Origin of the sequence: Streptomyces sp. NBC_01334 (assembly GCF_035983595.1) — a bacterium.
Classification (GTDB): Bacteria; Actinomycetota; Actinomycetes; order Streptomycetales; family Streptomycetaceae; genus Streptomyces; species Streptomyces coriariae.
In genome coordinates this window covers 276,066-295,611 of sequence record NZ_CP130718.1, presented here as the reverse complement: position 1 = coordinate 295,611, position 19,546 = coordinate 276,066, and the positions used below count along the sequence as shown (strand labels likewise).

25 protein-coding genes and 3 pseudogenes are annotated in these 19,546 nt (G+C 67.2%); 11 read left to right on the top strand and 17 right to left on the bottom strand.

The genetic code is table 11. The features are described from left to right. Positions 1 to 170: 170 nt before the first annotated feature. The 3 genes from OG736_RS01375 to OG736_RS01365 all read left to right on the top strand — a co-directional run bounded on the left by OG736_RS01375 (position 171) and on the right by OG736_RS01365 (position 2,501). Positions 171 to 854 (top strand): hypothetical protein, encoded by a 684-nt coding sequence (locus tag OG736_RS01375; protein WP_327180707.1) that lies wholly within the window; start codon positions 171 to 173, stop codon positions 852 to 854. Continuing rightward, positions 746 to 1,168, top strand: coding sequence for a GNAT family N-acetyltransferase (locus OG736_RS01370; RefSeq protein WP_327180706.1), 423 nt, complete (start codon positions 746 to 748; stop codon positions 1,166 to 1,168). The genes OG736_RS01375 and OG736_RS01370 overlap by 109 nt, the downstream gene beginning before the upstream one ends. Positions 1,169 to 1,565: 397 nt before the next feature. Continuing rightward, positions 1,566 to 2,501, top strand: coding sequence for an SDR family oxidoreductase (locus tag OG736_RS01365; RefSeq protein WP_327180705.1), 936 nt, complete (start codon positions 1,566 to 1,568; stop codon positions 2,499 to 2,501). 54 nt (positions 2,502 to 2,555) lie between these two features. Here the strand turns inward: OG736_RS01365 and OG736_RS01360 are convergent, their stop codons facing one another. The 3 genes from OG736_RS01360 to OG736_RS01350 form a co-directional block, all read right to left on the bottom strand. Next, a complete protein-coding gene (locus tag OG736_RS01360) occupies positions 2,556 to 2,894 on the bottom strand; it encodes a nuclear transport factor 2 family protein (protein ID WP_327180704.1) in 339 nt (112 codons plus the stop codon). Positions 2,895 to 3,097: 203 nt separating this feature from the next. Next, entirely contained in the window at positions 3,098 to 3,910 is an 813-nt protein-coding gene (locus tag OG736_RS01355) for a hypothetical protein (protein WP_327180703.1), read from the bottom strand. A gap of 76 nt (positions 3,911 to 3,986) precedes the next feature. Beyond that, entirely contained in the window at positions 3,987 to 4,145 is a 159-nt protein-coding gene (locus tag OG736_RS01350) for a hypothetical protein (RefSeq protein ID WP_327180702.1), read from the bottom strand. 743 nt (positions 4,146 to 4,888) lie between these two features. Here OG736_RS01350 and OG736_RS01345 point away from each other — a divergent pair. Further along, complete coding sequence (locus OG736_RS01345; RefSeq protein WP_327180701.1) at positions 4,889 to 5,857, top strand: WD40 repeat domain-containing protein; 969 nt, start codon at positions 4,889 to 4,891, stop codon at positions 5,855 to 5,857. A gap of 214 nt (positions 5,858 to 6,071) precedes the next feature. Here the strand turns inward: OG736_RS01345 and OG736_RS01340 are convergent, their stop codons facing one another. Both OG736_RS01340 and OG736_RS01335 read right to left on the bottom strand, forming a co-directional pair. Next, positions 6,072 to 6,872, bottom strand: a complete 801-nt coding sequence (locus tag OG736_RS01340; RefSeq protein ID WP_327180700.1) for a PAS domain-containing protein — start codon at positions 6,870 to 6,872, stop codon at positions 6,072 to 6,074. 38 nt (positions 6,873 to 6,910) lie between these two features. After that, positions 6,911 to 7,759, bottom strand: a complete 849-nt coding sequence (locus OG736_RS01335; RefSeq protein ID WP_327180699.1) for a TauD/TfdA family dioxygenase — start codon at positions 7,757 to 7,759, stop codon at positions 6,911 to 6,913. 219 nt (positions 7,760 to 7,978) lie between these two features. On the opposite strand from OG736_RS01335, the gene OG736_RS01330 reads away from it, so the two are divergent. Next, positions 7,979 to 8,392: a RidA family protein gene (locus tag OG736_RS01330; RefSeq protein ID WP_327180698.1), complete on the top strand. Its 414-nt coding sequence runs from the start codon at positions 7,979 to 7,981 to the stop codon at positions 8,390 to 8,392. Between the two features lie 318 nt (positions 8,393 to 8,710). On the opposite strand, the gene OG736_RS01325 is transcribed toward OG736_RS01330, so the two are convergent. Continuing rightward, complete coding sequence (locus OG736_RS01325; RefSeq protein WP_319063594.1) at positions 8,711 to 8,917, bottom strand: hypothetical protein; 207 nt, start codon at positions 8,915 to 8,917, stop codon at positions 8,711 to 8,713. Positions 8,918 to 8,987: 70 nt separating this feature from the next. Between OG736_RS01325 and OG736_RS01320 the strand changes: the two genes are divergently transcribed. Then, entirely contained in the window at positions 8,988 to 9,758 is a 771-nt protein-coding gene (locus OG736_RS01320; protein ID WP_327180697.1) for a transposase, read from the top strand. Between the two features lie 21 nt (positions 9,759 to 9,779). Here the strand turns inward: OG736_RS01320 and OG736_RS01315 are convergent, their stop codons facing one another. Next, positions 9,780 to 10,067 carry a hypothetical protein gene (locus OG736_RS01315; RefSeq protein WP_256255096.1) on the bottom strand — a complete coding sequence of 96 codons (288 nt, stop codon included), beginning with the start codon at positions 10,065 to 10,067 and terminating at the stop codon, positions 9,780 to 9,782. Between the two features lie 1,658 nt (positions 10,068 to 11,725). Next, positions 11,726 to 11,839, bottom strand: a pseudogene (locus OG736_RS47195) (DUF2252 family protein); the annotation flags it as partial. 46 nt (positions 11,840 to 11,885) lie between these two features. Between OG736_RS47195 and OG736_RS01305 the strand changes: the two are divergent. From OG736_RS01305 to OG736_RS01290, 4 genes and pseudogenes are all read left to right on the top strand, one after another. Further along, positions 11,886 to 12,605 (top strand): hypothetical protein, encoded by a 720-nt coding sequence (locus tag OG736_RS01305; protein WP_327187485.1) that lies wholly within the window; start codon positions 11,886 to 11,888, stop codon positions 12,603 to 12,605. A gap of 51 nt (positions 12,606 to 12,656) precedes the next feature. Then, a pseudogene (locus tag OG736_RS01300) lies at positions 12,657 to 12,818 on the top strand (IS5/IS1182 family transposase); the annotation flags it as partial. A gap of 1 nt (position 12,819) precedes the next feature. Further along, positions 12,820 to 12,966: pseudogene (locus OG736_RS01295) on the top strand (transcriptional regulator); the annotation flags it as partial. A gap of 403 nt (positions 12,967 to 13,369) precedes the next feature. Further along, positions 13,370 to 13,774, top strand: a complete 405-nt coding sequence (locus OG736_RS01290; protein ID WP_327180696.1) for a hypothetical protein — start codon at positions 13,370 to 13,372, stop codon at positions 13,772 to 13,774. Here OG736_RS01290 and OG736_RS01285 read toward each other — a convergent pair. The 8 genes from OG736_RS01285 to OG736_RS01250 all read right to left on the bottom strand — a co-directional run bounded on the left by OG736_RS01285 (position 13,734) and on the right by OG736_RS01250 (position 17,245). Further along, complete coding sequence (locus OG736_RS01285; protein ID WP_327180695.1) at positions 13,734 to 14,228, bottom strand: MarR family winged helix-turn-helix transcriptional regulator; 495 nt, start codon at positions 14,226 to 14,228, stop codon at positions 13,734 to 13,736. The genes OG736_RS01290 and OG736_RS01285 overlap by 41 nt on opposite strands. 445 nt (positions 14,229 to 14,673) lie before the next feature. Further along, positions 14,674 to 15,030 carry a PRC-barrel domain-containing protein gene (locus OG736_RS01280; RefSeq protein ID WP_327180694.1) on the bottom strand — a complete coding sequence of 119 codons (357 nt, stop codon included), beginning with the start codon at positions 15,028 to 15,030 and terminating at the stop codon, positions 14,674 to 14,676. 9 nt (positions 15,031 to 15,039) lie between these two features. Continuing rightward, complete coding sequence (locus OG736_RS01275; protein WP_327180693.1) at positions 15,040 to 15,432, bottom strand: ANTAR domain-containing protein; 393 nt, start codon at positions 15,430 to 15,432, stop codon at positions 15,040 to 15,042. 85 nt (positions 15,433 to 15,517) lie between these two features. Continuing rightward, complete coding sequence (locus tag OG736_RS01270; RefSeq protein WP_327180692.1) at positions 15,518 to 15,778, bottom strand: hypothetical protein; 261 nt, start codon at positions 15,776 to 15,778, stop codon at positions 15,518 to 15,520. A 55-nt stretch (positions 15,779 to 15,833) separates the two neighbouring features. After that, positions 15,834 to 16,025 (bottom strand): hypothetical protein, encoded by a 192-nt coding sequence (locus OG736_RS01265; protein ID WP_327180691.1) that lies wholly within the window; start codon positions 16,023 to 16,025, stop codon positions 15,834 to 15,836. Between the two features lie 231 nt (positions 16,026 to 16,256). Continuing rightward, positions 16,257 to 16,460: a hypothetical protein gene (locus tag OG736_RS01260; RefSeq protein WP_327180690.1), complete on the bottom strand. Its 204-nt coding sequence runs from the start codon at positions 16,458 to 16,460 to the stop codon at positions 16,257 to 16,259. 2 nt (positions 16,461 to 16,462) lie between these two features. Beyond that, on the bottom strand, positions 16,463 to 16,990 hold the full coding sequence (locus OG736_RS01255) for a hypothetical protein (RefSeq protein WP_327180689.1): 528 nt from the start codon (positions 16,988 to 16,990) through the stop codon (positions 16,463 to 16,465). A gap of 87 nt (positions 16,991 to 17,077) precedes the next feature. Then, the gene (locus tag OG736_RS01250) at positions 17,078 to 17,245 is read right to left on the bottom strand and encodes a hydrophobic protein (RefSeq protein ID WP_327180688.1); all 168 of its coding nucleotides are present in this window, start codon (positions 17,243 to 17,245) and stop codon (positions 17,078 to 17,080) included. A gap of 407 nt (positions 17,246 to 17,652) precedes the next feature. Here OG736_RS01250 and OG736_RS01245 point away from each other — a divergent pair, with 407 nt between their 5' ends. Beyond that, a complete protein-coding gene (locus tag OG736_RS01245) occupies positions 17,653 to 18,105 on the top strand; it encodes an NUDIX hydrolase (RefSeq protein WP_327180687.1) in 453 nt (150 codons plus the stop codon). 347 nt (positions 18,106 to 18,452) lie between these two features. On the opposite strand, the gene OG736_RS01240 is transcribed toward OG736_RS01245, so the two are convergent. Further along, on the bottom strand, positions 18,453 to 19,475 hold the full coding sequence (locus OG736_RS01240; RefSeq protein WP_327180686.1) for a LacI family DNA-binding transcriptional regulator: 1,023 nt from the start codon (positions 19,473 to 19,475) through the stop codon (positions 18,453 to 18,455). Between the last annotated feature and the right edge of the window lie 71 nt (positions 19,476 to 19,546).

The window sequence follows — 19,546 nt, the reverse complement described above, 5'->3', positions numbered from 1 at the left end:
GGTGCGTCGGGCGGCAGTACTCAGGCTCGGGCGACCGGCGCCGATCCGTCGTCCGAGTGGGGGCTCTGGGGGTGAACGGCGGCATGGCGGTGGTGAACGGCCGTGCATGAATTCGAGTTTGCGTGCCCCCTGCGCACGGGCTTTTCCAAGATCGCGGGCTGCTGTCTTCCATGATCGCGATCAATGCTGACATTCCAGCCCCATGCAGTGCACAGTCGGATTTCACGCCACGAACCCTCCATGCGACGGCAGTTCGGCCCGTCCTCTACCGACCGCAGGAGGAAGTCGACCGTGTGGGCCTCCTCGACCTGCTCGCTTCGGGTGACGTAGGCGAGGTGCACGACCTCATCGACGACCAGCTCGTGGAACTGGTGCGCTGCCTCAGGCCCGGAGATCCCTTGACCGATGGACAACTGGCCGCCGCGGTCGATGAGGTGTGCGAAGGCGCCGACCGGCGGCACTTCGGCACCTGGGTCTGGCACCCCTGGTCGGGACGGCTGGTCCACGTGCTGCCGGAGCGGGAGTTCCGGCGCGTGCGCACCGACCGGAACCGCGACAAGATCACCAGCGCCGAGCAGGAGCGGCTGCTCGGCTGCCGCATCGGCGTGATCGGCCTGTCCGTGGGCAACAGCGCGGCGCTCACCTGCGTCATGGAAGGCGTAGGCGGATCGTTCCGCCTCGCCGACTTCGACAAGCTCGGGCTGAGGGTCAGCACGCCTTCGCCCGATGCCTGTCCCAGCCCTGTGTGCAGCCGCGTCGCAAGCACACCATGGCGGTGTGCGCGCCGGGCGAGGACGCCATGGTCGGCACCATGGGGCTGCTGGTGGAGGAGTACGGGCGCAACGCCATGCTGACCAGCCTGGTGCTGCTGCCGGGGGCCCCGGTCGGCGGTCATGGCCACGAGGCGGGCCGTCTCCTCATGGCGTACGGTTTCGGCCGCCTCGGCCTGCACCGCATCTGGGCAGGGCACCGAGCGGATCACGCCCGCATGCGCGACGTCATGCTCGCGGCGGGTCTGCACCCCGAGGCCACGCTTCGCCAACTGTTCAACGCCCAGGGCGTCTGGCACGACGTCGCCACCTACGCGGCTGTGGCCCCGGAACGGATTCCGCAGACCGGCGCCGCCGAACGGCACATCCTCGACGGAGACGCACTGCTCCCCGCCTGACGACCGCCCACGAAGCACGGCCCGGACGGCCGGACGACCCGACAGCCGGACGGCTTCGCCGGCTTCGCGCCGATCAGGCGGGACCTGGCTCGCCCCTTCTGCGACACGGCCTGACAGGAGGGGCGTCGGCTCGAGGAGGACAGACACTCTCCGGCTGCGCGAGCGGCTCGCGCAGCCGGAGGGCTCGGCCGCCCCGGAAGGAACGCGGACTCGGCCCACGCCGCCGCGCACGTATGGCGGCCATCGCCGCATTGTGCAGGAATGAGGCTGTACGGGTCAGAAAATCCGTACGGTCGGTTCGGCCGGGTATACCGGTAGGACTGTCGTCGGCGGAGGGCAAGCGGAGGGCAAGTGGAGGGTCGGTGGCTGGTCGGTGGCATGGAGGGAACGAGGACCGATGCGCGAGACTCCCGGTGACGGTCGGCGCCACGGTATGCACGGCACGCCGCTGAGCGGGCGGGTCGCGGTCGTCACCGGTGCCGCTCGTGGGGTCGGTGAAGCCCTCGCGCGACACCTTTCCAGCGCCGGGATGCTCGTGGCGCTGGTCGGGCGCGAGGAGGAATCGCTCCGCCGGGCGGCCGCCTCCCTGCCCACCCGGAGCGTCTGCATCGAAGCCGACGTCACCGATTCCGCGGCCTTGGACCGGGCGGCCCGGCAGGTCGGCGGGGAGCTGGGACGGGCGAGCGTGGTCGTGGCCAATGCCGGCATCGCCACCGGCGGCCCCTTCGTCCACACCCCGGCCGATCTCTGGCAGCGGGTCGTCGACGTCAACCTCACCGGATCCGCCAACACCGCCAGGGCGTTCCTGCCCCATCTCGCCGACACCCGCGGCTACTTCCTCCAGATCGCTTCCACCGCCGCATTCGGCTCCGCCCCGATGATGAGTGCCTACTGTGCTTCCAAGGCCGGTGCGGAGTCGTTCGCGCTGGCTCTGCGGGGCGAGGTGGAATCCGACGGCATCACGGTCGGCATCGCCTACCTCCACTGGACCGGAACCGACATGGTCACCGGCATCGGCGACCACCCCGTCCTGCAGGCCCTGCGCCGCAATCAGCCCCGCTTCGCACAGCGCGTACACACCCCCGACCAGGTGGCCGACTGGCTGACCACCGGCATCACCCGCCGCGCCCGTCACATCTACGCACCCCCGTGGCTTCGCTGGTGCCAGCCGTTGAGGCCTGCCTTCCCGGCGATCGTCACCCACCTCGCCCGACGTGAATTGCGCCGGCTGTCGCCGACGGAGCTGGCCGGTGACGTCGGAGTCCTGGGCGTCGGCGGCCGCGCCGACTGGGACGCCCACCGAGCATCCACCCGCCCCCCTCCCTTCGAGTAGACAGGGCACCCTCGGCAGCGGGCACAACCGACCTGGATCAGCCGCGAGGGCTCGTCACACTTTGCCGCCGAAGAAGACCTGCACGTCCTGGATGAGCCCGTCCCGGACAGTGATCGCCTCCATGTTGCGGTACCTGGCGCCCGTGGTGAGCACGTACTCGTAATGGAGGAAGACAAGTTCCTCGCCTGCGGGGACGACGTGGAGCAGGCGCTGCTCCGTCATCCGGTCGGCCGTGGGGAAACACCGCTCGAAGAACGTTGTCCTGTCGATGTGGTCGTCCTGCGGGCTGGTGAACGAGAACCCGTCGGCGTAGAGAGCGAAGGCGGCGTCGCGGTCCTGCGACCTGTAGTGCTGAAAGGCCGCTTCGGCGACTACTTTCGGACTGTTGGTCATGCGGGCTCCTCGGTCGGACGGCTGGCCCTGTTTCGCCACCGTATAACCGCGTTTCGCGCCCTGCGGTGGCGAGACCGCTGCCGCAGAACCCCGCCCCCGCCTCCCGGGCCTCCGGCCCCCCGCCCCTGGCAGTCGGCCAGTGCCCCGGTGCTCCAGGTTCCGAGGTTCAGGCCTCCCGCCGCTGCGGCGTCCGTCGTCGGAACCTAGCCCGAGGCGGCGGTCTGGGCGTGTCGGGCCTCCATCGCGTCGATCACCCGCTGCCGGGCCAGCTGTCGGGCCTGCTTGAGTTTCGCGTCGGCCAGCAGCACGGGCGCATACCAGATCCAGCCCCACAGGCTGTAGGAAACGGTCCCGCTCAGCACCAGCGCCTTGTTCGTGGCGAGGACCAGCACGAAGGTGGCGACGTACGCGGCCACCCGGTAGCGGACCAAGAGCCGCAGGGGAGCCCGCCACGGGCCGGCCAGCAATTCCAGGGCGGCCGCCACCTCTGCGGCCCGCAAGTCCTCGGGATGCGTGGGCACCTGGCCGCCCTGCTTCAGCGCTTCGGCGACATCGGCGCTGTGGGACGTCAGGGTCGCCCGCTCGGCCCGAGCGGAGGCCGTCCTCTCCCGTACGTCCTGCCAGTAACCCCGCCCGGCCCAGCCGAGCGCGTCCTCCACCCGTGCAGCCTCGGGCGACCCCGTCGGTGCCAGCACGGCGATCCGATCCTTGATCAGGCCCGCTCGAGCGCTGCGCCCGGGGTACGTCCATCCGTCGGCCCGCAGGCACAGCTCCAGGTAGGAGACGAGCAGGCCGAGATCGTCGGGCCACTGGGCGAGTCCGGCCTCGTAGGCCTTCTCCGCCTCGGCGTCGTGGTCGTCCTCGTCCTCCGCCGCGTGTGCCAGGCCGAGCCACCGGTAGAGCACCGGATCGGGTCCGAGTTCCTCCAAGCCGGATCCGGCCAGCTTCCGGACCTTGGTGAATCCGCCCGCCGCGAAGAGCTCCTCGCAGTGGTCGGCATATTGTTCGTGTGTCATGCTCCCCGCCCCAGTTGATCAGTAGGGCCACTCTCAGTCACACGAATCCGCTGGTCAAGGCATGTCATCCCGGCGCTCAGACCTGGCCTGCGCCGCCGTCCACTGAGAGTTCCATGCCGGTGATGAAGCCGATCTCCCGCGAGGCGAGGAACAGCGCCGCCGTGGCCACCTTGCAGCTTCCGGCCCGCCCGACCATGGCCGGAGGCAGCCTGCACTGTTCGGCCCTGTGGTGCATTGGGCTCGGGATCGCCCTCACTCGGCGGTAGTCGGCAGAGCAGCCGGCCGGGTCATTCGGCGGGTGTCCAGGGCGGCCCGAGGTGATGTTGACGGTGCCGCAGTTCCGGCACTCCCATTCCGCCGGGAACCAGTACAGCTCCTGCCGGAACCCGGGTGGGCTTCCCGTGAACGCCACAGCCGGCGTCACACCACCAGCACTCGAACCCGAACTTCACGTAGCCCCCGGAACGACTCTCACCTTTCCAGCGGGGCCGGGGGTACGGGTCGACCACGCGGTTCCGGCCGGTACAGAGTGCTGTCCTGTGATGTCGCCTTCCTGCCGCTGGGATCCGTCCGGCTCCCAGTCGCCGAACTCCGTGCCGGTGGGGTCGGCCTGGACGGCCTGCCACCCAGCTCCCGCCTGGTGGACGGGCCGGTACCGAACCGTCCCGACGGCTCTTCGACTGCCCGGGCCGTGGCGTCCGCGACCGGATTCGGAAGGCGCTCCTCCCCGCGGGAGAGCGAGGACAACGACCTGCCCGAGTCCTACGGTGAAGTCGTCGTGAGGGCGCCGTGGGGCCGGCAGACCGACTTGTGGGAGCACCCGGACCGCGACATCAACAGATCCAGCACCTGTGCCTCGCCGTCACCGTCCGGCCGATGAAACGGTCTCGCCCACCGGCTCGGCTGGTCCGACTGGCGACGCCGTCACCAGGCACGATCACAGACCAGCCGTTACCGCCGACAAGCCGCAGCCCAGACATGAAGAATGGGGTGCCGGCAGGGGAGGAAACGATGCGTTCGAAAATGGTTGGACCCGGGATCGAGATCGCGGGTCTCGACGGTCCGGCAGCCCCGTTGATTTACCGTTCACCTGCGGGTGGGACGGAGTTGGTGGCCGCCTCTTCCGGGCGGCTGACCCGGTGGGATGCCGAGTCCGGCCGTCCGACGGGCAACTTCCAGGTCCCCGAGAACGCTTCCATCGACACGTTCGAATTGACAGCGCTCGTGCTCCCGGACGGGCAGGTGCGTGTCGCGGCCGGGGACGAGGACGGCCTCTGCCTGTGGGACGGAGCGAGCGGGCGGCTTCTGGCCGACACGGTCGGGGACGACCAAATCTTCCAGGTCGCCGGAGAAGTGACGGGCGGTGGGCGGGCTCGGCTGGTCGGCACAGGGGTCAACGGGCTGCACATGTGGGACCCGCTCACAGGCGCGCCCCTGTCCCCTCCGCTGGAACATGTGGGAGATGTGGTCGCCGTGACCATCGCGAAGTTGCGCGGCGGGCCCTCATTGATCGTGACGGGGGACTACGAAGGAGTACGGCGCTGGCAGGGCGACCTCTGCGAGTCGTCGTTCGGCGCAAAGATCAACGCTCCTCACATCGACAGGCTGACTACGGCGTACAACGACGACGGGCGACCGGTGATCGTCGGCGTGGTGGAGGAGGGCGAGGTCATCTGCCGCTGGGACGCCGAGACAGGGGAGGAGGTAGGCCCGCCGATTCCGGCCGAGGGGGAATTCGTGAGGATCGCGACGGCGACCGTGTCGGGTCGGATACGGCTGTTCACCGCAGACCAGGACATGGTGCGCCAGTGGGACTTGCTGTCCGGCGAATCGTTCAAACAAACGTTCATCGGGTCTTATGTCTCCGCGGCGTCTCTGCCGGACGGAAGCGCTCTCCTCGCCGCCGGGACGAAAGGCGGGAAGCTGACCACCCACCACCTGGTCTGAGGGCCGAGGGCGGCCCCACAGGCCGGGTGGTAAGTCGAGGCCGTCGGATTTTGCTTCGGCCCGTCCGACTGGCGACGCCGCCGCCAGGCACGATCACGAACCAGCTACTACCGCCGACCGGCCGCAGCCGGACATGAAGATCACGATCTACAGCTGGAGTACCAACGACCTCGTGGCACGGCTGACCGTGCACGAGGTCGTTAGGTGGCTCGGGTCAGTCTGGTACAGCGAACACCTGTGGCCCCCAGCCGGCCGGTGTAGCCACCATTTGCTGCGCCAGGTCCCGTAGCTCGCTCGACTCGGGCGACATTCGCCCGACGTCGATGTTGACGCACAGGAAGGCGACCAGTCCGAGGGTCTTGTCCTCGAGCGGAATGGTGGTCGCCTTGATGATTTGTCCGGTGGTGGGCTGCCGCAGTCTGTAAGCGACTTGCGGGCCTGACCAGCGGCGCCCATATGCTCGGACCACATCTTCACCGAATACTGAGACGGGATCTCCCTCTCGGCGTCCGGTGATCGAGTTCTTGATCGTGTATATCGAATTGAGCGGGTCCCGGGTGTCATGGAGGACGAATTCGATCGGTAAGCCGCTGAAAGTACCGCCGAGAGCATCCGTTATCTTGCCGAACTGACGCAATATGTGTTCACGTTGCTCACCGAGCTGTTGAGGCTCGACGAGGCGACGATATCGTCGCCGATAGACTCGACGTACCCGATCGAGTGCCAGTGCTGCCGGGGGAGAAATTACGTCCCTGTTGTGCTCGGCCAGGTAGAGAAGATCGATGGCGGCACGCGGCTCACGGTTGCTCACCAAGTAATTACATGCCGCAATCATCTCGGCCATGTCGAGCCGGATTTTGCCATCGGTTCCTACTGCAACGGGATAATTTTCCAGCTCTGCCAGTGGACGCCCTTTGAGAATCGCTTCAGAAGGCGGTCGGAACGTTGTTATGACCATAGTGACCAAAACACCCGCCACGGCACCGATTGTCGTGCCCAAGATTTCAGTGAGCATGATGGAGCCATCTCCTCGAGATTTCCGTGGGCTTCGGGCTACGAACGCGCGAAGAGTATGCGAACGAGGCAGCGTCGGGTGACGTTATCCGAAAATGCGGATCGGCCATGGAGTACCAGATCATCGTTTATGACAAGTAACTCGCCGGGCCGAAGGATGTGAGTAAGCTGAACTTCAGGGCGCATAATGACCTCTTCTAGCGCGTCAAGAGCCTCCATGGCGGACGGTGACAGCGGCACACCGGTGATTTCTTCCGCCATTTCTATACGCTGACGGTTCCAGTGGACTCTGAGCGCGGGACGGCTGAGGTCGAATACAGGTGCAAAGATAACTGCCTCACCTCCCTTGGGCGTGACGTGCCCACGCTCGAAGGGGAACGGATGACGGAGCCGATCGACATGTTCAGGATATTCCCGGTGCATGATGTCGAGCACTGCGAGGGCGCTGACCAGTACGTTGTGGCCGCCTGCACTTGCGGCCTTTACGCACAGCAGTGAAGAAATGTAGATCTGATGCCCATATGGCTCCATCGCGCCATCATTGTGAATGTCGATCGCGTCGCGCGACTTGGAGGTGTAGACGCCCTGGCGGAAGTTGCCGTCCGAGTCGAATCGATTGACGCCCTCGTCTCGCACAAGCCACGTCAGAGAGGTTGATCCTGTAGGCCCCTGATGCAGCGGGCGGCCGAGGTGGCGCAAGACGGTCAGGGGGACCTCGGCGGACGCTTCGGGACGGAGCGGATCCACTGTGAACCCTCTTACGACAGCAAAGCCGAAGCCGTGGTTCAACCGGTGAGATATTTCCAGGGCGACCGATCTGTGATCAGTTCGGTAATGAATTGGGCGCTCGATGGCAGATCTTGCTTGCCCTGCTAACCATCCGCGCATGAAACTGACCCCCTATTGTTCGATCAGTGAACGGGCGAGGAGGTGATCCATTGTCCCCGCGGGCGCGTTCGGCGTGCCTGAGACCTGACTTTCTGGTGAATTGGGCCGTGAGTGTCGCCATGCCGGTAGACTCCGCGCTCGACGGATCCGCTGCGGGTGGCGACACCGTCCTGAACTCCTCCTCTCAACGGATTGATCAAGTCGAATGGAAGATCGCTGATGCTCGCAGAGTTCGACCACCGAAGCGCTTCGTCTGACCAACCCCTGCCCCCTCTCCCGCTGGGCCCCTATGCTCCCAGCGTTACGGCCGGAGGTTTCGTGTTCGTGTCTGCCCAGGCGGGAGTCGATCCGGAAACCGGGGAGATCCCTCCGGGGGGGTTCGAGAAGGAATGCAAACAAGCATTCAGGAATCTGGTGCAGGCGGTTGCTTCGGCTGGTGGTTCATCACGTAACATTGTGAAAACGACCGTACTGTTCACGGATGCGGAGCTCTTTCCCATGGTGAACACGGTGTACGCCGAATTCTTCCCCGATAGTCCGCCGGCCAGAACTGCAGCGGTCGTGGAGCTGATGGGCAACAAGAGGATCGCTGTGGATGCGATCGCCGTAGCGACCGATGCCTGTATGCCGTAACCGCAAGATGCGGCCAATCGAAAACGCCTCGGATCCAGCGGAAGGCAGTCTCGCAGCTCTGTTCGGCCGACACGGAGACGGTCTGCTCGCCATTCCCTCCCCATCAGGATCCTGCCTCGGACACTCCGAGTCGACCCTGAAGGAGGCGGTAGATCTCTCGGGTGGCGGAACATCCCGGGGAGAAGCTGCGGATGAGAGCGCAACTGCGTGTGCATGAGGGCGGGTTACCCAGTTGCACTGATCGTCGAACTAAGGGCCGTCCCATAATTGCCGATCAGGCGTGAAGGGGTAGTCCGCGGCTCGTATGCAGGTCGAGGTTCACCTGCCGCCCGACTTGATCCATGGCCATTTCACGATGCAGACCACGACAGGGGCAACCAGCATGGTCAGCATCCACAGGCCCACGCTCGCCGGAGAGTAGATGTAGTAGCGCCAATGCTCTGGCAGGGGCGACGGCGCGAGTAGCAGCAAGATCAGCGTGGCCCATGTGGCCAGCACGGCGGCTGCCATGCGTGCTGCGGTCATCTCTATCGGCCCCCTTCACCGGTGCTCATCTCTATGGAACGGATGATAGGGAGGCTGAGATGATCTTGGTGTGACTGGTGTGATCACGGCGTCGGAGCCGTCCTGGATAGCCCCGTTCTCCGGGCTGAGCCCGCGGCAGTTCGGGAAGCTGGTGACGGTACTGCGTCGCGCAGGTGCGGACGCGGTCCGCAGGGGCCGGCCGTGGAGCCTTGCGTTGGAGGAACGGACGCTGCTGGTCGCCGCGTACTGGCGCACCAACCTGACGATGCGGCAGCTGGCCCCGTTGTTCGGGGTCTCGAAGTCGGCGGCGGACCGGATCATCGCCCACGTTGGGCCGATGCTCGCTCTTCGGCCCCGCAAACGGTTCGCCAAGGACACCGTGCTCATCGTGGACGGCACCCTGGTCCCCACCCGCGACCACACCATCGCGGAGCGGTCGAAGAACTACCGGTACTCCACCAACCATCAGGTCGTCATCGACGCGGACACTCGACTGGTCGTCGTGGTCGGCCGGCCATTGCCCGGCAACCGCAACGACTGCAAGGCATGGGCCGAATCTGGTGCCGAAGCCGCCGTCGGTCGGACCATCACGATCGCCGACGGCGGCTATCCCGGCACCGGGCTCGTCATCCCGCACCGTCGGGAGCGTGGGCAGACCGACCTCCCGGCCTGGAAGGAGGAACACAACCGTTCCCACAAACAGGTGCGTGCCCGCGTCGAGCATGTCTTCGCCCGCATGAAGACCTGGAAGATCCTTCGGGACTGCCGACTCAAAGGCGACGGCGTCCACCACGCCATGCTTGGCGTCGCCCGTCTGCACAACCTCGCCCTGACCGGGTGATCAAAGCAGAGACAGACCAGGTCAGGCCGGATCAGGGACAGCCCGCCGCAGAGGCCGCTGATGTCCGCAATCCAGCCGGGCGCCGTCGGCATCAACGACTACGTAGTCCAGAACGACCTTGGTGGGGTCGCCGTCCTCGTAGAGCCACACGGTGATGCAGTCCGTCGAGACGTAGGTGTCGAACCAGACGTCGATCCCTTCGGCCTCCGGCCCGACAGTAAAAGCCTCTCCAGGCTCCAGCCAGTAGTCCTCGCCGTACGGTTCGATGAAGAGACACAGTTCGCTGGCGCCCAAGTTCTTCACAGGCATCCTGCTGCGTCCCACCGGGCCCCCAAAGATCGCCATCCGCACGAAGGTCTACAGAGTAGCCGCGAGGTCCTGTACCACCCCTGAGGGAGCCGTCGAAAGACCTCACGGGACTTGCGGGACAAGCCTTAGCCCAATGGAAATTGCATTGCCGGCTCAGGCAGCCCCGGCAATCGCTTGGACACCGTTGAGTCCATCCCGCCACAATGGGTAGGTGAGGGACAGTCAGTCGGGACTGATGACGTGGTTGCGCCGACTCGATGCCCCGGTGTGGCTGGAGCGACCCATGGGCTCCGGGCGAAGCGGCTCTGCCGTTGGTCGTTTGATGTCCAAGCTGGGCGGTGACTTCGGAACGAACTGCTCAGCCGAGGAGTTGTGGCTGCGCCCTGCCGATGGGCCCGTTGATCGTCCGGGACGTAAGGCCACCGCCGATGCGAAGGTGACCATCGAGGTGGGAAGTCGGTGGGGCAACACCGTCGGATACGCCGAGGGTGGTGCCAATTCTCGGGTATCGACGATCAGGCCGAGGTGGGGTGGATGGCGGATCACCGCCCTGAGTCCCTGGGCGAGTTCGATGCGTTCATTGGGCAGATGCTGGCGTGGGTCGAGTCGGGGGCTGAGATACCTGGCTGGGCCAGAACCTGACGCGAGCCGTGCTGGATCAAGGGCTGCTCGACGGCGACTGGAGGCCGCGAGCAGTCGCACCTGATGTGCCGCGGTGTCGTTGATGATGCGGCGGTGGCCATGACCCGTGGCGGAGCTTGATCTCGTCCCCAGTGGTGGGATTCGACGCGCCGCGGGCGGAGGCATTTCGCCCGGACACCTACGCTGCGGAGCGCTTTGGCGGTCGGGAAGCGCAGCTGACGCTGGTGGTGGACGCCGACACAATCCCGCCCCCGGGGGCCTTCCTGCCTGCGCTGAGCCCGAGCGCCCTGTACCTGCCCAGGCACAGACAGGACCCGAACGATGCGAACTCCTCGAAGAGCCCGCACGGGAAGGGGGGGTTGACGGGTGAGGTCCGATGCCGTGTCATCATGAAGGGGGACAACGACGGTGGGTGACCCGATGGCGACAGCGGGACACGACGGGCCCGGTGCCGAGCCCGCACGCGACAAGGCGGGTCCACAGCTCAGCACTCCGAAACCTCCGCGCGAGCACGGCAGTTGTGCTGCAGACAACGTGCCCTTGATCATCCTGGCTCTCATCGTCCTGGTGCTGGGGATCGTGGGTCTCACGTCCAACGACAGCGGCACCTGCCCTGGCGGAGCCACCAGCTGCGGCGCTCCCTGAAACACGCAACCGCCTCTCACCATCGGGTGCCTGATGATCGGGTTGAAGGCGGACGCCAAGTGTTACTGGGACGCATCCTGCTGAGGTCCTCATGGGGGCGGCGGGTTGGTAGTAGCCAGGCCGGTGGCGGTGAGGCACCACCCGTTGATCAAGTGGGGCCGGAGCTGGATCCTGCGCAACTTGCGGTGGAGTGAGCGGTCGAGGTCGTCGGGTATGGCCAAGGCAGTGTTGGCGCTCCCCGCGCACGCATCACGCCCAGGCCCCGGGTCAGGCCGTCGGCAGCTCCTCCGCGGGTAGCCGGCCTGTCCGTACGGCGTCGGCCAGGGCCGCCTGGTGGTCGCGTTCGTTCTGGTCGGCGTAGGCCTCGGCGAACGTGGCGCACGGACCGTAGAGCTGACGGTGCAGGCGCGCTCGTCGTCGAAGCCGTTCGCCCGGCCCGAGATGACTAGGCTCGCCGAGAGTCGTTTGACGTCCCATTCCAGGGGCCTGGCCTCGAGGACGCGGAGCCAGGGCGGCATGATGTCCTCCGTGATGAACAGTGCAGATCTGCATCCTGCCTGGATAGCGGGTTACGACGGTGGTCCCCTGACGTACCAGGTCGGGCTCTTGGACGAGCCGCTCTTCTGGCTGGGGCACCTCTACTCCTGTATCCAGAGCGAGGAGGCCGAGGAACTGCTGTTCGGCGCGGACTATGACGCGGCCGGCGACTTCCAGCGGCAGCTCTGGGAGCGGGCCGAGTGGCCGGCATTCACGGTTCCGCTCGCTGCTGATCACCGTCTTCACGTGGTCTACCGGACTGTCCCGGACGACACCGGAACCGACTACCTTCTCCACCACCCCGACTGGGTCCAGGCCGAGGTCCTCGCCCGCGATGACGGGCACTTCATGGGTCCGGGCCTGTCCTGGCCTGAACTCGTAGCAGCTGCGGACAACATGCTGCCCGGCGGCAGCACCACCGATCCCCATTCCCGTCTGTTGCTCCTGCTGCCTGCGTTCGGCGACGATGCAGTACCCGACGACGCTGTTGGCCGCCTGGCTGGTGCGCTACGCGCCCGCACGAGTGTGGAAGACCCCGAGACCCTCGCCTCTGTTCTCCTGGAGGATCAAGGGGCCCCCGGCCCCGCGCGCTGGACGGTAGCCGGGCACGGATTCTCCGTGAACGATGGCGAGTACTCCTTCCGCAACCCCACCAACCTCTTCGCCTTGTCAGCCGATCGCTTGGCTCAGGTGGCCACCGCGCTGGCGCCTTGACCCACACAACAATTTCCAACGGCGAGGGGTGGTGTTTGGAACGATCCAGCCGTGACTGCTGTGATCACGGCTACGCAGCCGGCGTGGATAACTCCGTTCACCGGGCTGAGCCCGCGCTGTTTCAGCAAGTTGGTGACGATGCTGCGGCGCGGCGGGGCGGACGCAGTTCGCAGGGGTCGACCGTGGAGTCTGCCGTTGGAGGACCGGGTACTTCCTCGAGGACACCCCGGGGCAGCGCCTCGGCGTCTACACCGCCGAACCCGGAACCCCCGACCACGACGCCGTGCTCCTGCTGGACATGACCGTGCCGGAGCCGACGGGGGCCGCGGAGCCCGAACAGCAACACCGTGCACAGTCCTGACCTGCGGCGCCCTGCCCGCTCACGGCTCGCGGAGCAGGGCCAGGGCCGGGGGCGGCTGCGGGACGGCGCGGCCTCGTCCGGTCCGCGGCCGGTTAGCGCGGCGTCGGCCGGGAGCCGACCAGGTCGAGCAGGACGAGGACACTGAGACTGCCACGCTTGTCACGGCACCTGGCCGGAGCTTGTTGATCAGGGACCTACCGAGGCTCCGCGTTCCAGGGAAGATCACGGCCGGTATCCAGCGATCGTCCCTCCTCTCCGCTGTGTCGCGAGCGACGCTCCCATGTCCCTCCAAGTTGTGACTGCACAGTGCAAACACGCCGATTGCGCCCGATGCGCGAGAGCATCCACGTGAGAGCGCTTTACCTTCGGGAAGCGGCAAGATCGCGGATGCCGCGATCGAACCGTGCTGCGGTCCGGCACCCACATCAACTGCACCGGCGAGGAGGCCACGGCACCGAACCTGCGCGCGGCCATCGAGGCCGGCGTCCTCAGCGAGGGCGTCATCGACGGCGCCCTGGTCCACCTGTTCACCCTGCGCATGAGGACGGGTGAGTTCGACGCGCCGGAGAAGGTGCCCTACACCAACATCGGCAAGGACGTCATCGAATCGCGGGATCACCGGGAACTCGCCCGGAAGGTCGCCGACAACGCCCTCGTCCTGCTGCAGAACGACAAGGAACAGCAGGACGCCGCCGAGCAGGGCACGGTGCTCGGCCTGCCACAGGCCGGTGGTCAGCGTCTTGCCGGTGCTGAGCCCTCGGCGCAGGTCAAGGCAGGCGGGGCAACACGTCCCGGGCCGAGTGGCTGAGGAGGCGAAGGTCTTCGGTGAACCGCCGACGGTCCTCCGCCGGAAGCGGCTCCATGAAATACCGCTCGATGTTCTCCACGTGCACGCGTGAGGCGCGAACCGTCGTCTCCTCGCCCAGCGGGGTGAGCCGCACCAGCTTCGCGCGCCGGTCGTCGGGGGAATCCGCGCGCGTGACCAGACCCGCGGCCTCCATGCGGTCCACCAGACGGGTGGCGCCGCCCGTCGTCAGGACCTGTTCCTGGGCGATGGCACGCATCGACAGGCCCGGCGCGCCGGCCCGCCCGAGGATCAGCAGCACCTCGAACATCAGATGGCTGACACCGCACTCCTCCTCGAGTGCGCGCCCGAGGATGTACTCCAGCCGGTTGGCCGCCCCCTGAAGCCGTCCGAAGGCCAGGATCAACTCGTGGTCCGCGGCCTCCTTCGCCGACCCGATCCCCGCTTGCTCGCTCACGGTCCCGCCGCCCCTCTCACCGTTCCGGGTATCACCGTACCGATCATGTCCGAGAGCGGCAGGGCGGCGGTCGAGATGGCCCGTCCCGCGCTACGGGCTGAAGCCGAGACGGGCTCGGCGGGCGGCATCGGGGACGGCTGCGGCTCAGCCGGCGACGCCGACTTGCCCGGCAGCCGCGCTCGGGCCTGCCTGCGCGCACGACGTCGATGCGGTCGGAACGGCTGGTCAGCATCACCATGGCCAGGCAGGCCACTCCGGCGGACGGCCGGCGCACCGCCTCGATGCCGCCGATGTCCCGGCCGCCGCCGGCGGACCTCGGATCCGCAGGACGACGTCGGGCCCCAGCGCGAGGGCGAGCCGGACGGCATCCGGGCCACTCCCGCCCCGCGGTCACGTCGAGGTCCGACTCGCTTTCCAGCAGGGCGGTCATCCTGCATGGAGGCGATCAGCGGCGTGCCAGTTGCCGTTCTCCGGCCGTGCCGCACTGGTAGGCCAGCCCGTAGTGCTTGAAGATCGCTTCCTCCTGATCAGCGGGCAGGACGTCGTCCACGCCGATCGAAGGGGCCTGCGTCACCAATGCCTTGGCGTAGCTGATCTTGAGGTAGTCCGGACCGGCGATCACATCGTCGAGGGGTACGAAGACCAGGCGGTGCCGGGTGGGCAGTCCGGTCCGTACCGTGGCCATGGCCGGCTCATCGGTGGTGGTGTCCACGTAGACCGCCTCGAGCACACCGATCTTGCGAGACTCGGCGTCGACGACATCGCGGTCGCGCCATTCCCGGACGTCGGCTGCGTGAATCATGACTTCTCCTTACCTGGACGACCTGGCCGGCCGCCGGATGTTGCACTGCCGGCCCTGTGCGTGAAAGTCGCGCAGCGTACGTCGTAGCGCCCGCTCCATCCGGTCCGGGAGCGGCTTGCCCTCCCAGGCGGCGACCAGGGCCGCGGCCACCTCGGGAAGTTTGCTGTCGCACTGACGTGAGACGTTCACCAGCAGACCTCTGGCCGCCCCGCGGGTGCAGGGGGTCAGGACCATGACCATGCCGCGGGCCTGGTCGATGACCGCGCGGCCGGCCAGCGCGCGCCGCAGCTGATCGTTCTGGGCGCGCAAGACCTCGATGTCCTCTCCCGTCGCCGGGTTCCCCCACGTGGCCTCCGCCCGCAGCTTCCACCAGTCCTCCTGGAGCACGGTTGTGCGTTGCATGGCGTACCTCTTCTCGACAGGCTGAATGGGTCCGGTCCGGCGGAAGCGGTCCAGTAGCCCTCCCGGTCGCCGGTCCACTTCACGGTCACCTGCGGCGTTCGCGGTCCCGACGGTCCTCACGCTCCCAACGCGCCCGGTTCTGGCGGCTGTAGCGGCGGTCCCAGCGTTCCTGACGATCCCGCCGCTCCTCGTAGTCCCGGTACTCCGCTGGACCGCTACCGCCGCCACGATCGCGGCCGTGGCGGACAGTGGCGAAGACGAGCAACGAGGCGGCCAGCCACCAGAAGGGGTGAAGGAAACCGAGGCCGAACAGGGACACGATCAGGATCAGAAGCAGAACGAACACAGTGGGCCTCCCCGGGAGCTGGACACAGCATCGATACCGGGGACTGGGGTGTCACTCAACAGCGTAGTCCTGAAAGCAGGTTGTGGATACCGTTCGAGGTCAGCGCACCCCACGAGGCACGGATGGGCAGGTCCAGCGGCGTATCCACACAGAGCAGGTTGCCGGATACAGATGACTTCACAGCGGGCGGACCGGCCGCCTTCAGCGAGCCGATGCCGGCATCACCGCTCGCGCCGCTGACCACCATGTCGGGGGAGCAGGACAGTCCTGATCACTCGTCACTCGCGGGGCCTTGTCCGGCTGTTCCGCGGCTGATGGCGAGTGCTCTGGTCCGCGGCATCAGCCCTGGCCAAGCGGCTCCGGATTCGCCGACATCGCTGAACAGGCCGGCTGCGAAGCGGTGCCCGGCCGGTTGCCCGGCCGGTTGCCCGGCCGGGAACTGTGGGGCGTCCTTTGAGGAGGCCGGTTCCCGAGTGGGTCAGGACTGTGTCGGACGTCCGTGGTGGTTGCTGAGCTGGTCGTGGTAGGTCTGGCCGCCGATGTGCTTCCCCTTGTCGACGGCAGGAGCGCTCTTGATCTGCTCCTCGGTGCGGTCGACGAAGACCTGCTTCTCCTGCGGGTCGACACGGACGATGATTCCGGCGGGTACGAGGACCTCCTTGCCGAAGATGTTCTCTTCCACGGTCATCCCCTTCCGGCGAGGCTCGTGATGTCCCTGGTGCCCTGGATCGCGGTCTCGATCCTCAGGTCGAACGTGAGGTCGGTGAAGTCGGCCGGCCCGATGCCGTCACTGCATGCGAAGCGGTACATGTCGTCGTCTGCGGCCTCTACGACCAGGCCGGCATTCCGGGTCCAGGTGAGCGTGGCGTCGGTCGTGCCGCGCCAGCAGTTCCACACGCGGAGCGCGGTCGACGAGTTGGGGAACTGAAGGAATCGGATCTCCACGACGGCCGGGACTGCGTCGGCCCACAGACATGCAGTCGGGGTGCGGAGGCCGTTGATCTCCAGTTCTCCTTCCGACATCGCAAGGCACACTCCCTGAACGGGAGTGTCGGTGAAGGACGTGAAGGAGAGAGCCGCCCGCGTGGACGGCCACTCGACCGGAACGTCGTAGGCGAGATGGACCGTCTTGCCGCCGATTTCCAGTGGCCGGCCCTTCGACTCCTCGAACGCGCTCTGGAACGTCTTGGTGCGTAGGTATCCATGCGCCATTTTTTGCCTCCTTGGCCTCACAGCTCGGTCATGGGCCCGCAGCGCGACTTGTCGGCACGGGGGCTGTCGGCCTCGCTTCACCAGGTTTCAGCGATGACTCCGGCCGGCGCTTCGTCCGCTGAACCGTCCCCGCACAAGGAAACCGATCACCCAGAGGATCAACAGGGCCACGGCGACGTACCAGAGGACGTGCAGGGTGAAGCCGAACCCGAAAACGACCAGGACCAGCACGAAAAGCACTATCCACAAGAGCACGGCAGAACCTCCGGTTCGCATGGGTCTCTGCGATCCGCGGGGTCCCGGCGAACTGAGAGCGGTGGGCCGGTCCGGAGAGTCCGAAACCGATGCCATACACCGTCCTGTCAGTCAACGCCCGTTGTCCCTCCCTGTCAACGCGTTGGAGAATCGCGCGGATTGTGGCCCGGCAGCCTCGAGTGCCGGGCAGGAGGCGCTCACGGCTCAGGCCTCGTCGAACACCGTATTCGCCCTCGGCGCGACCGACTTGCTCCGGACCGGGTGTTCGACCCCGGGCACCATCGGGATTTCGGAGCAGAGCGTGTAAGTGCCCTGGGGCCCTGGTCGGTCAGGGCCCCAGGGTGCCGGGGTAGTGTCCGCTGCGGTGCAGCGATCGCGACCATTCCCCGCACTCTCCCGGAGGCTCCGTGAGGCGACTTCTTTTCCGCGTGTGGCGTGCCTTGCGTCCGGTGCAGACCCGGTTGGTGTGGCTGCTGAACGCGAAATTCGTGGTGGGTGTGACCGGTGTCGTGCGTGACGAGCAGGGGCGGGTCTTGTTGCTCCGCCATCGGATGTGGCCCCCGGGGCGACAGTGGGGACTGCCGAGCGGCTTCGCGCACAAAGGTGAGGACTTCCGACGGACCGTGGTGCGGGAGGTCAAAGAGGAAACGAACCTGGACGTGGAGGCGGGTCGCCTGGTGCTGCTGAACAGCGGGTACCGTACCCGTCTGGAAGTTGCCTATGAAGCGCGCCTGCTCGGCGGTGAGTTGCGTATCGACCCACTTGAGATCTTGGAGGCTCGCTGGGTTCATCCGGACGACCTTCCTGAGGGCGTCCAGCCGGTGTGTCACCCACTCGTGCAGGGTGCCACCACCCCCTGATCGAGGGTGGGCCGCAGGGTCGCAGCCCGCCTGGTGGACGCGGTGATCGCGTCGGTGTTCGCGTGCCTCGGCCTCCTGGCCGCGTTGGTATCGGGCGACGACGTCGCGGTGCTGGTGCTCGTGCGGGTGGGATCGGCGGGAGGCGGACCGCTCTCCTGGAGCGTGAGCGTGGATCCGCGGCCCTCCGCAGGGTGCGTGCGGGAAAAAAACTGCCCGTACTGGAAACTGTCCAGGGGCTACGACCGGTTCGCTGCTCAGGCGGTGCCACCGGCAGACTCGCCCCGCCGAAGAGCGGCAGTCCAGCGAGCCCGGCCGTGCAGTTCGGCGCCGACTCCAGGTCCGGCCCCCTACAGCGTTGGGGCAGGGAGCTCGCCCGAGCCTCGGACGATCAGACGGGTGGGGACAGTGATGGTTCGGGCTCGGGAGCGGTCCCCGTCCAGGCGGGTCAGGGCGGTGGTCGCCGCTGCCCTGCCGAGTTCTTCCGCGTCCTGCGCGACGACCGTCAGAGCCGGCTCGAGTGCCTCGGCGAGCGCCACCTCGTCGAAGGCGACGAAGGCGATGTCCTTGCGCTTGCTGCGGGCCAGTTCGGCGACGATGCCCAGCGCCATGATGTTGTTGCCGGCGAACAGGGCCGTGGGGGGGTCGGCCAGGCCGAGGAGCTGGGCGGTCGCGGCCTCGGCGCCCTGCTGGTCGTGGGCGTTGGTGACGAGCGAGCGGTCGTGGGGGATGTCGGCTTCCTCCAGCGCCGAGCGGTAGCCGGCCAGACGTTCGCGCCGGGTGTACAACTTCGGGGGCAGGTCGCCGACGAAGCCGATGCGCCGGTGCCCGTGGGCGACGAGGTGGGCGACGCCGTCGTGGGCTCCGGTCCGGTTGGAGCTGACGATGCTGTCCGTGGTGAGGCCGACGCCGGGTCGGTCGAGGAAGATCACGGGCAGTCCCGCCGTACGGTGGGACTTGAGGTGGGAGTGGTCGGCGCCGACGGACGGGACGACGATCAGGATGCTGACGCGGCGGGCGAGGAACTTGTCCGTCAGAGCGCGTTCGCGCTCGGGGTCGTCCGCGGAGGAGCCCATGAGCAGGGTCAGTCCGCGCTCGCGGACGGTGTCCTCGATGGCGCGGGCGACGGCTCCGAAGAAGGGGTTGGCGAGGTCGGGAATGACCAGGCCGATGGTGGTGTCCGGGCCGCCGACGCGGATGTTGCGGGCCATGAGGTTCGGCTGGAAGCCGAGCTTGGCCACTGCGGCCAGCACCTGTTCCCTGGTCTGCGCGGAGGCGGGTCCGTCCTCGTTGAGGACTCGGGAGACCGTCTTGGCGCTGACTCCGACTTCGCGGGCGACGTCGGCCAGGGTGGGGCGGCGGTTGGCTGCCATGGAGGAACCGTCTCCTGAGGGCTCTCGGTTCCGGCCGCGGCCTCGGCCGGAAGATGCGAGAGCTGGGTTGT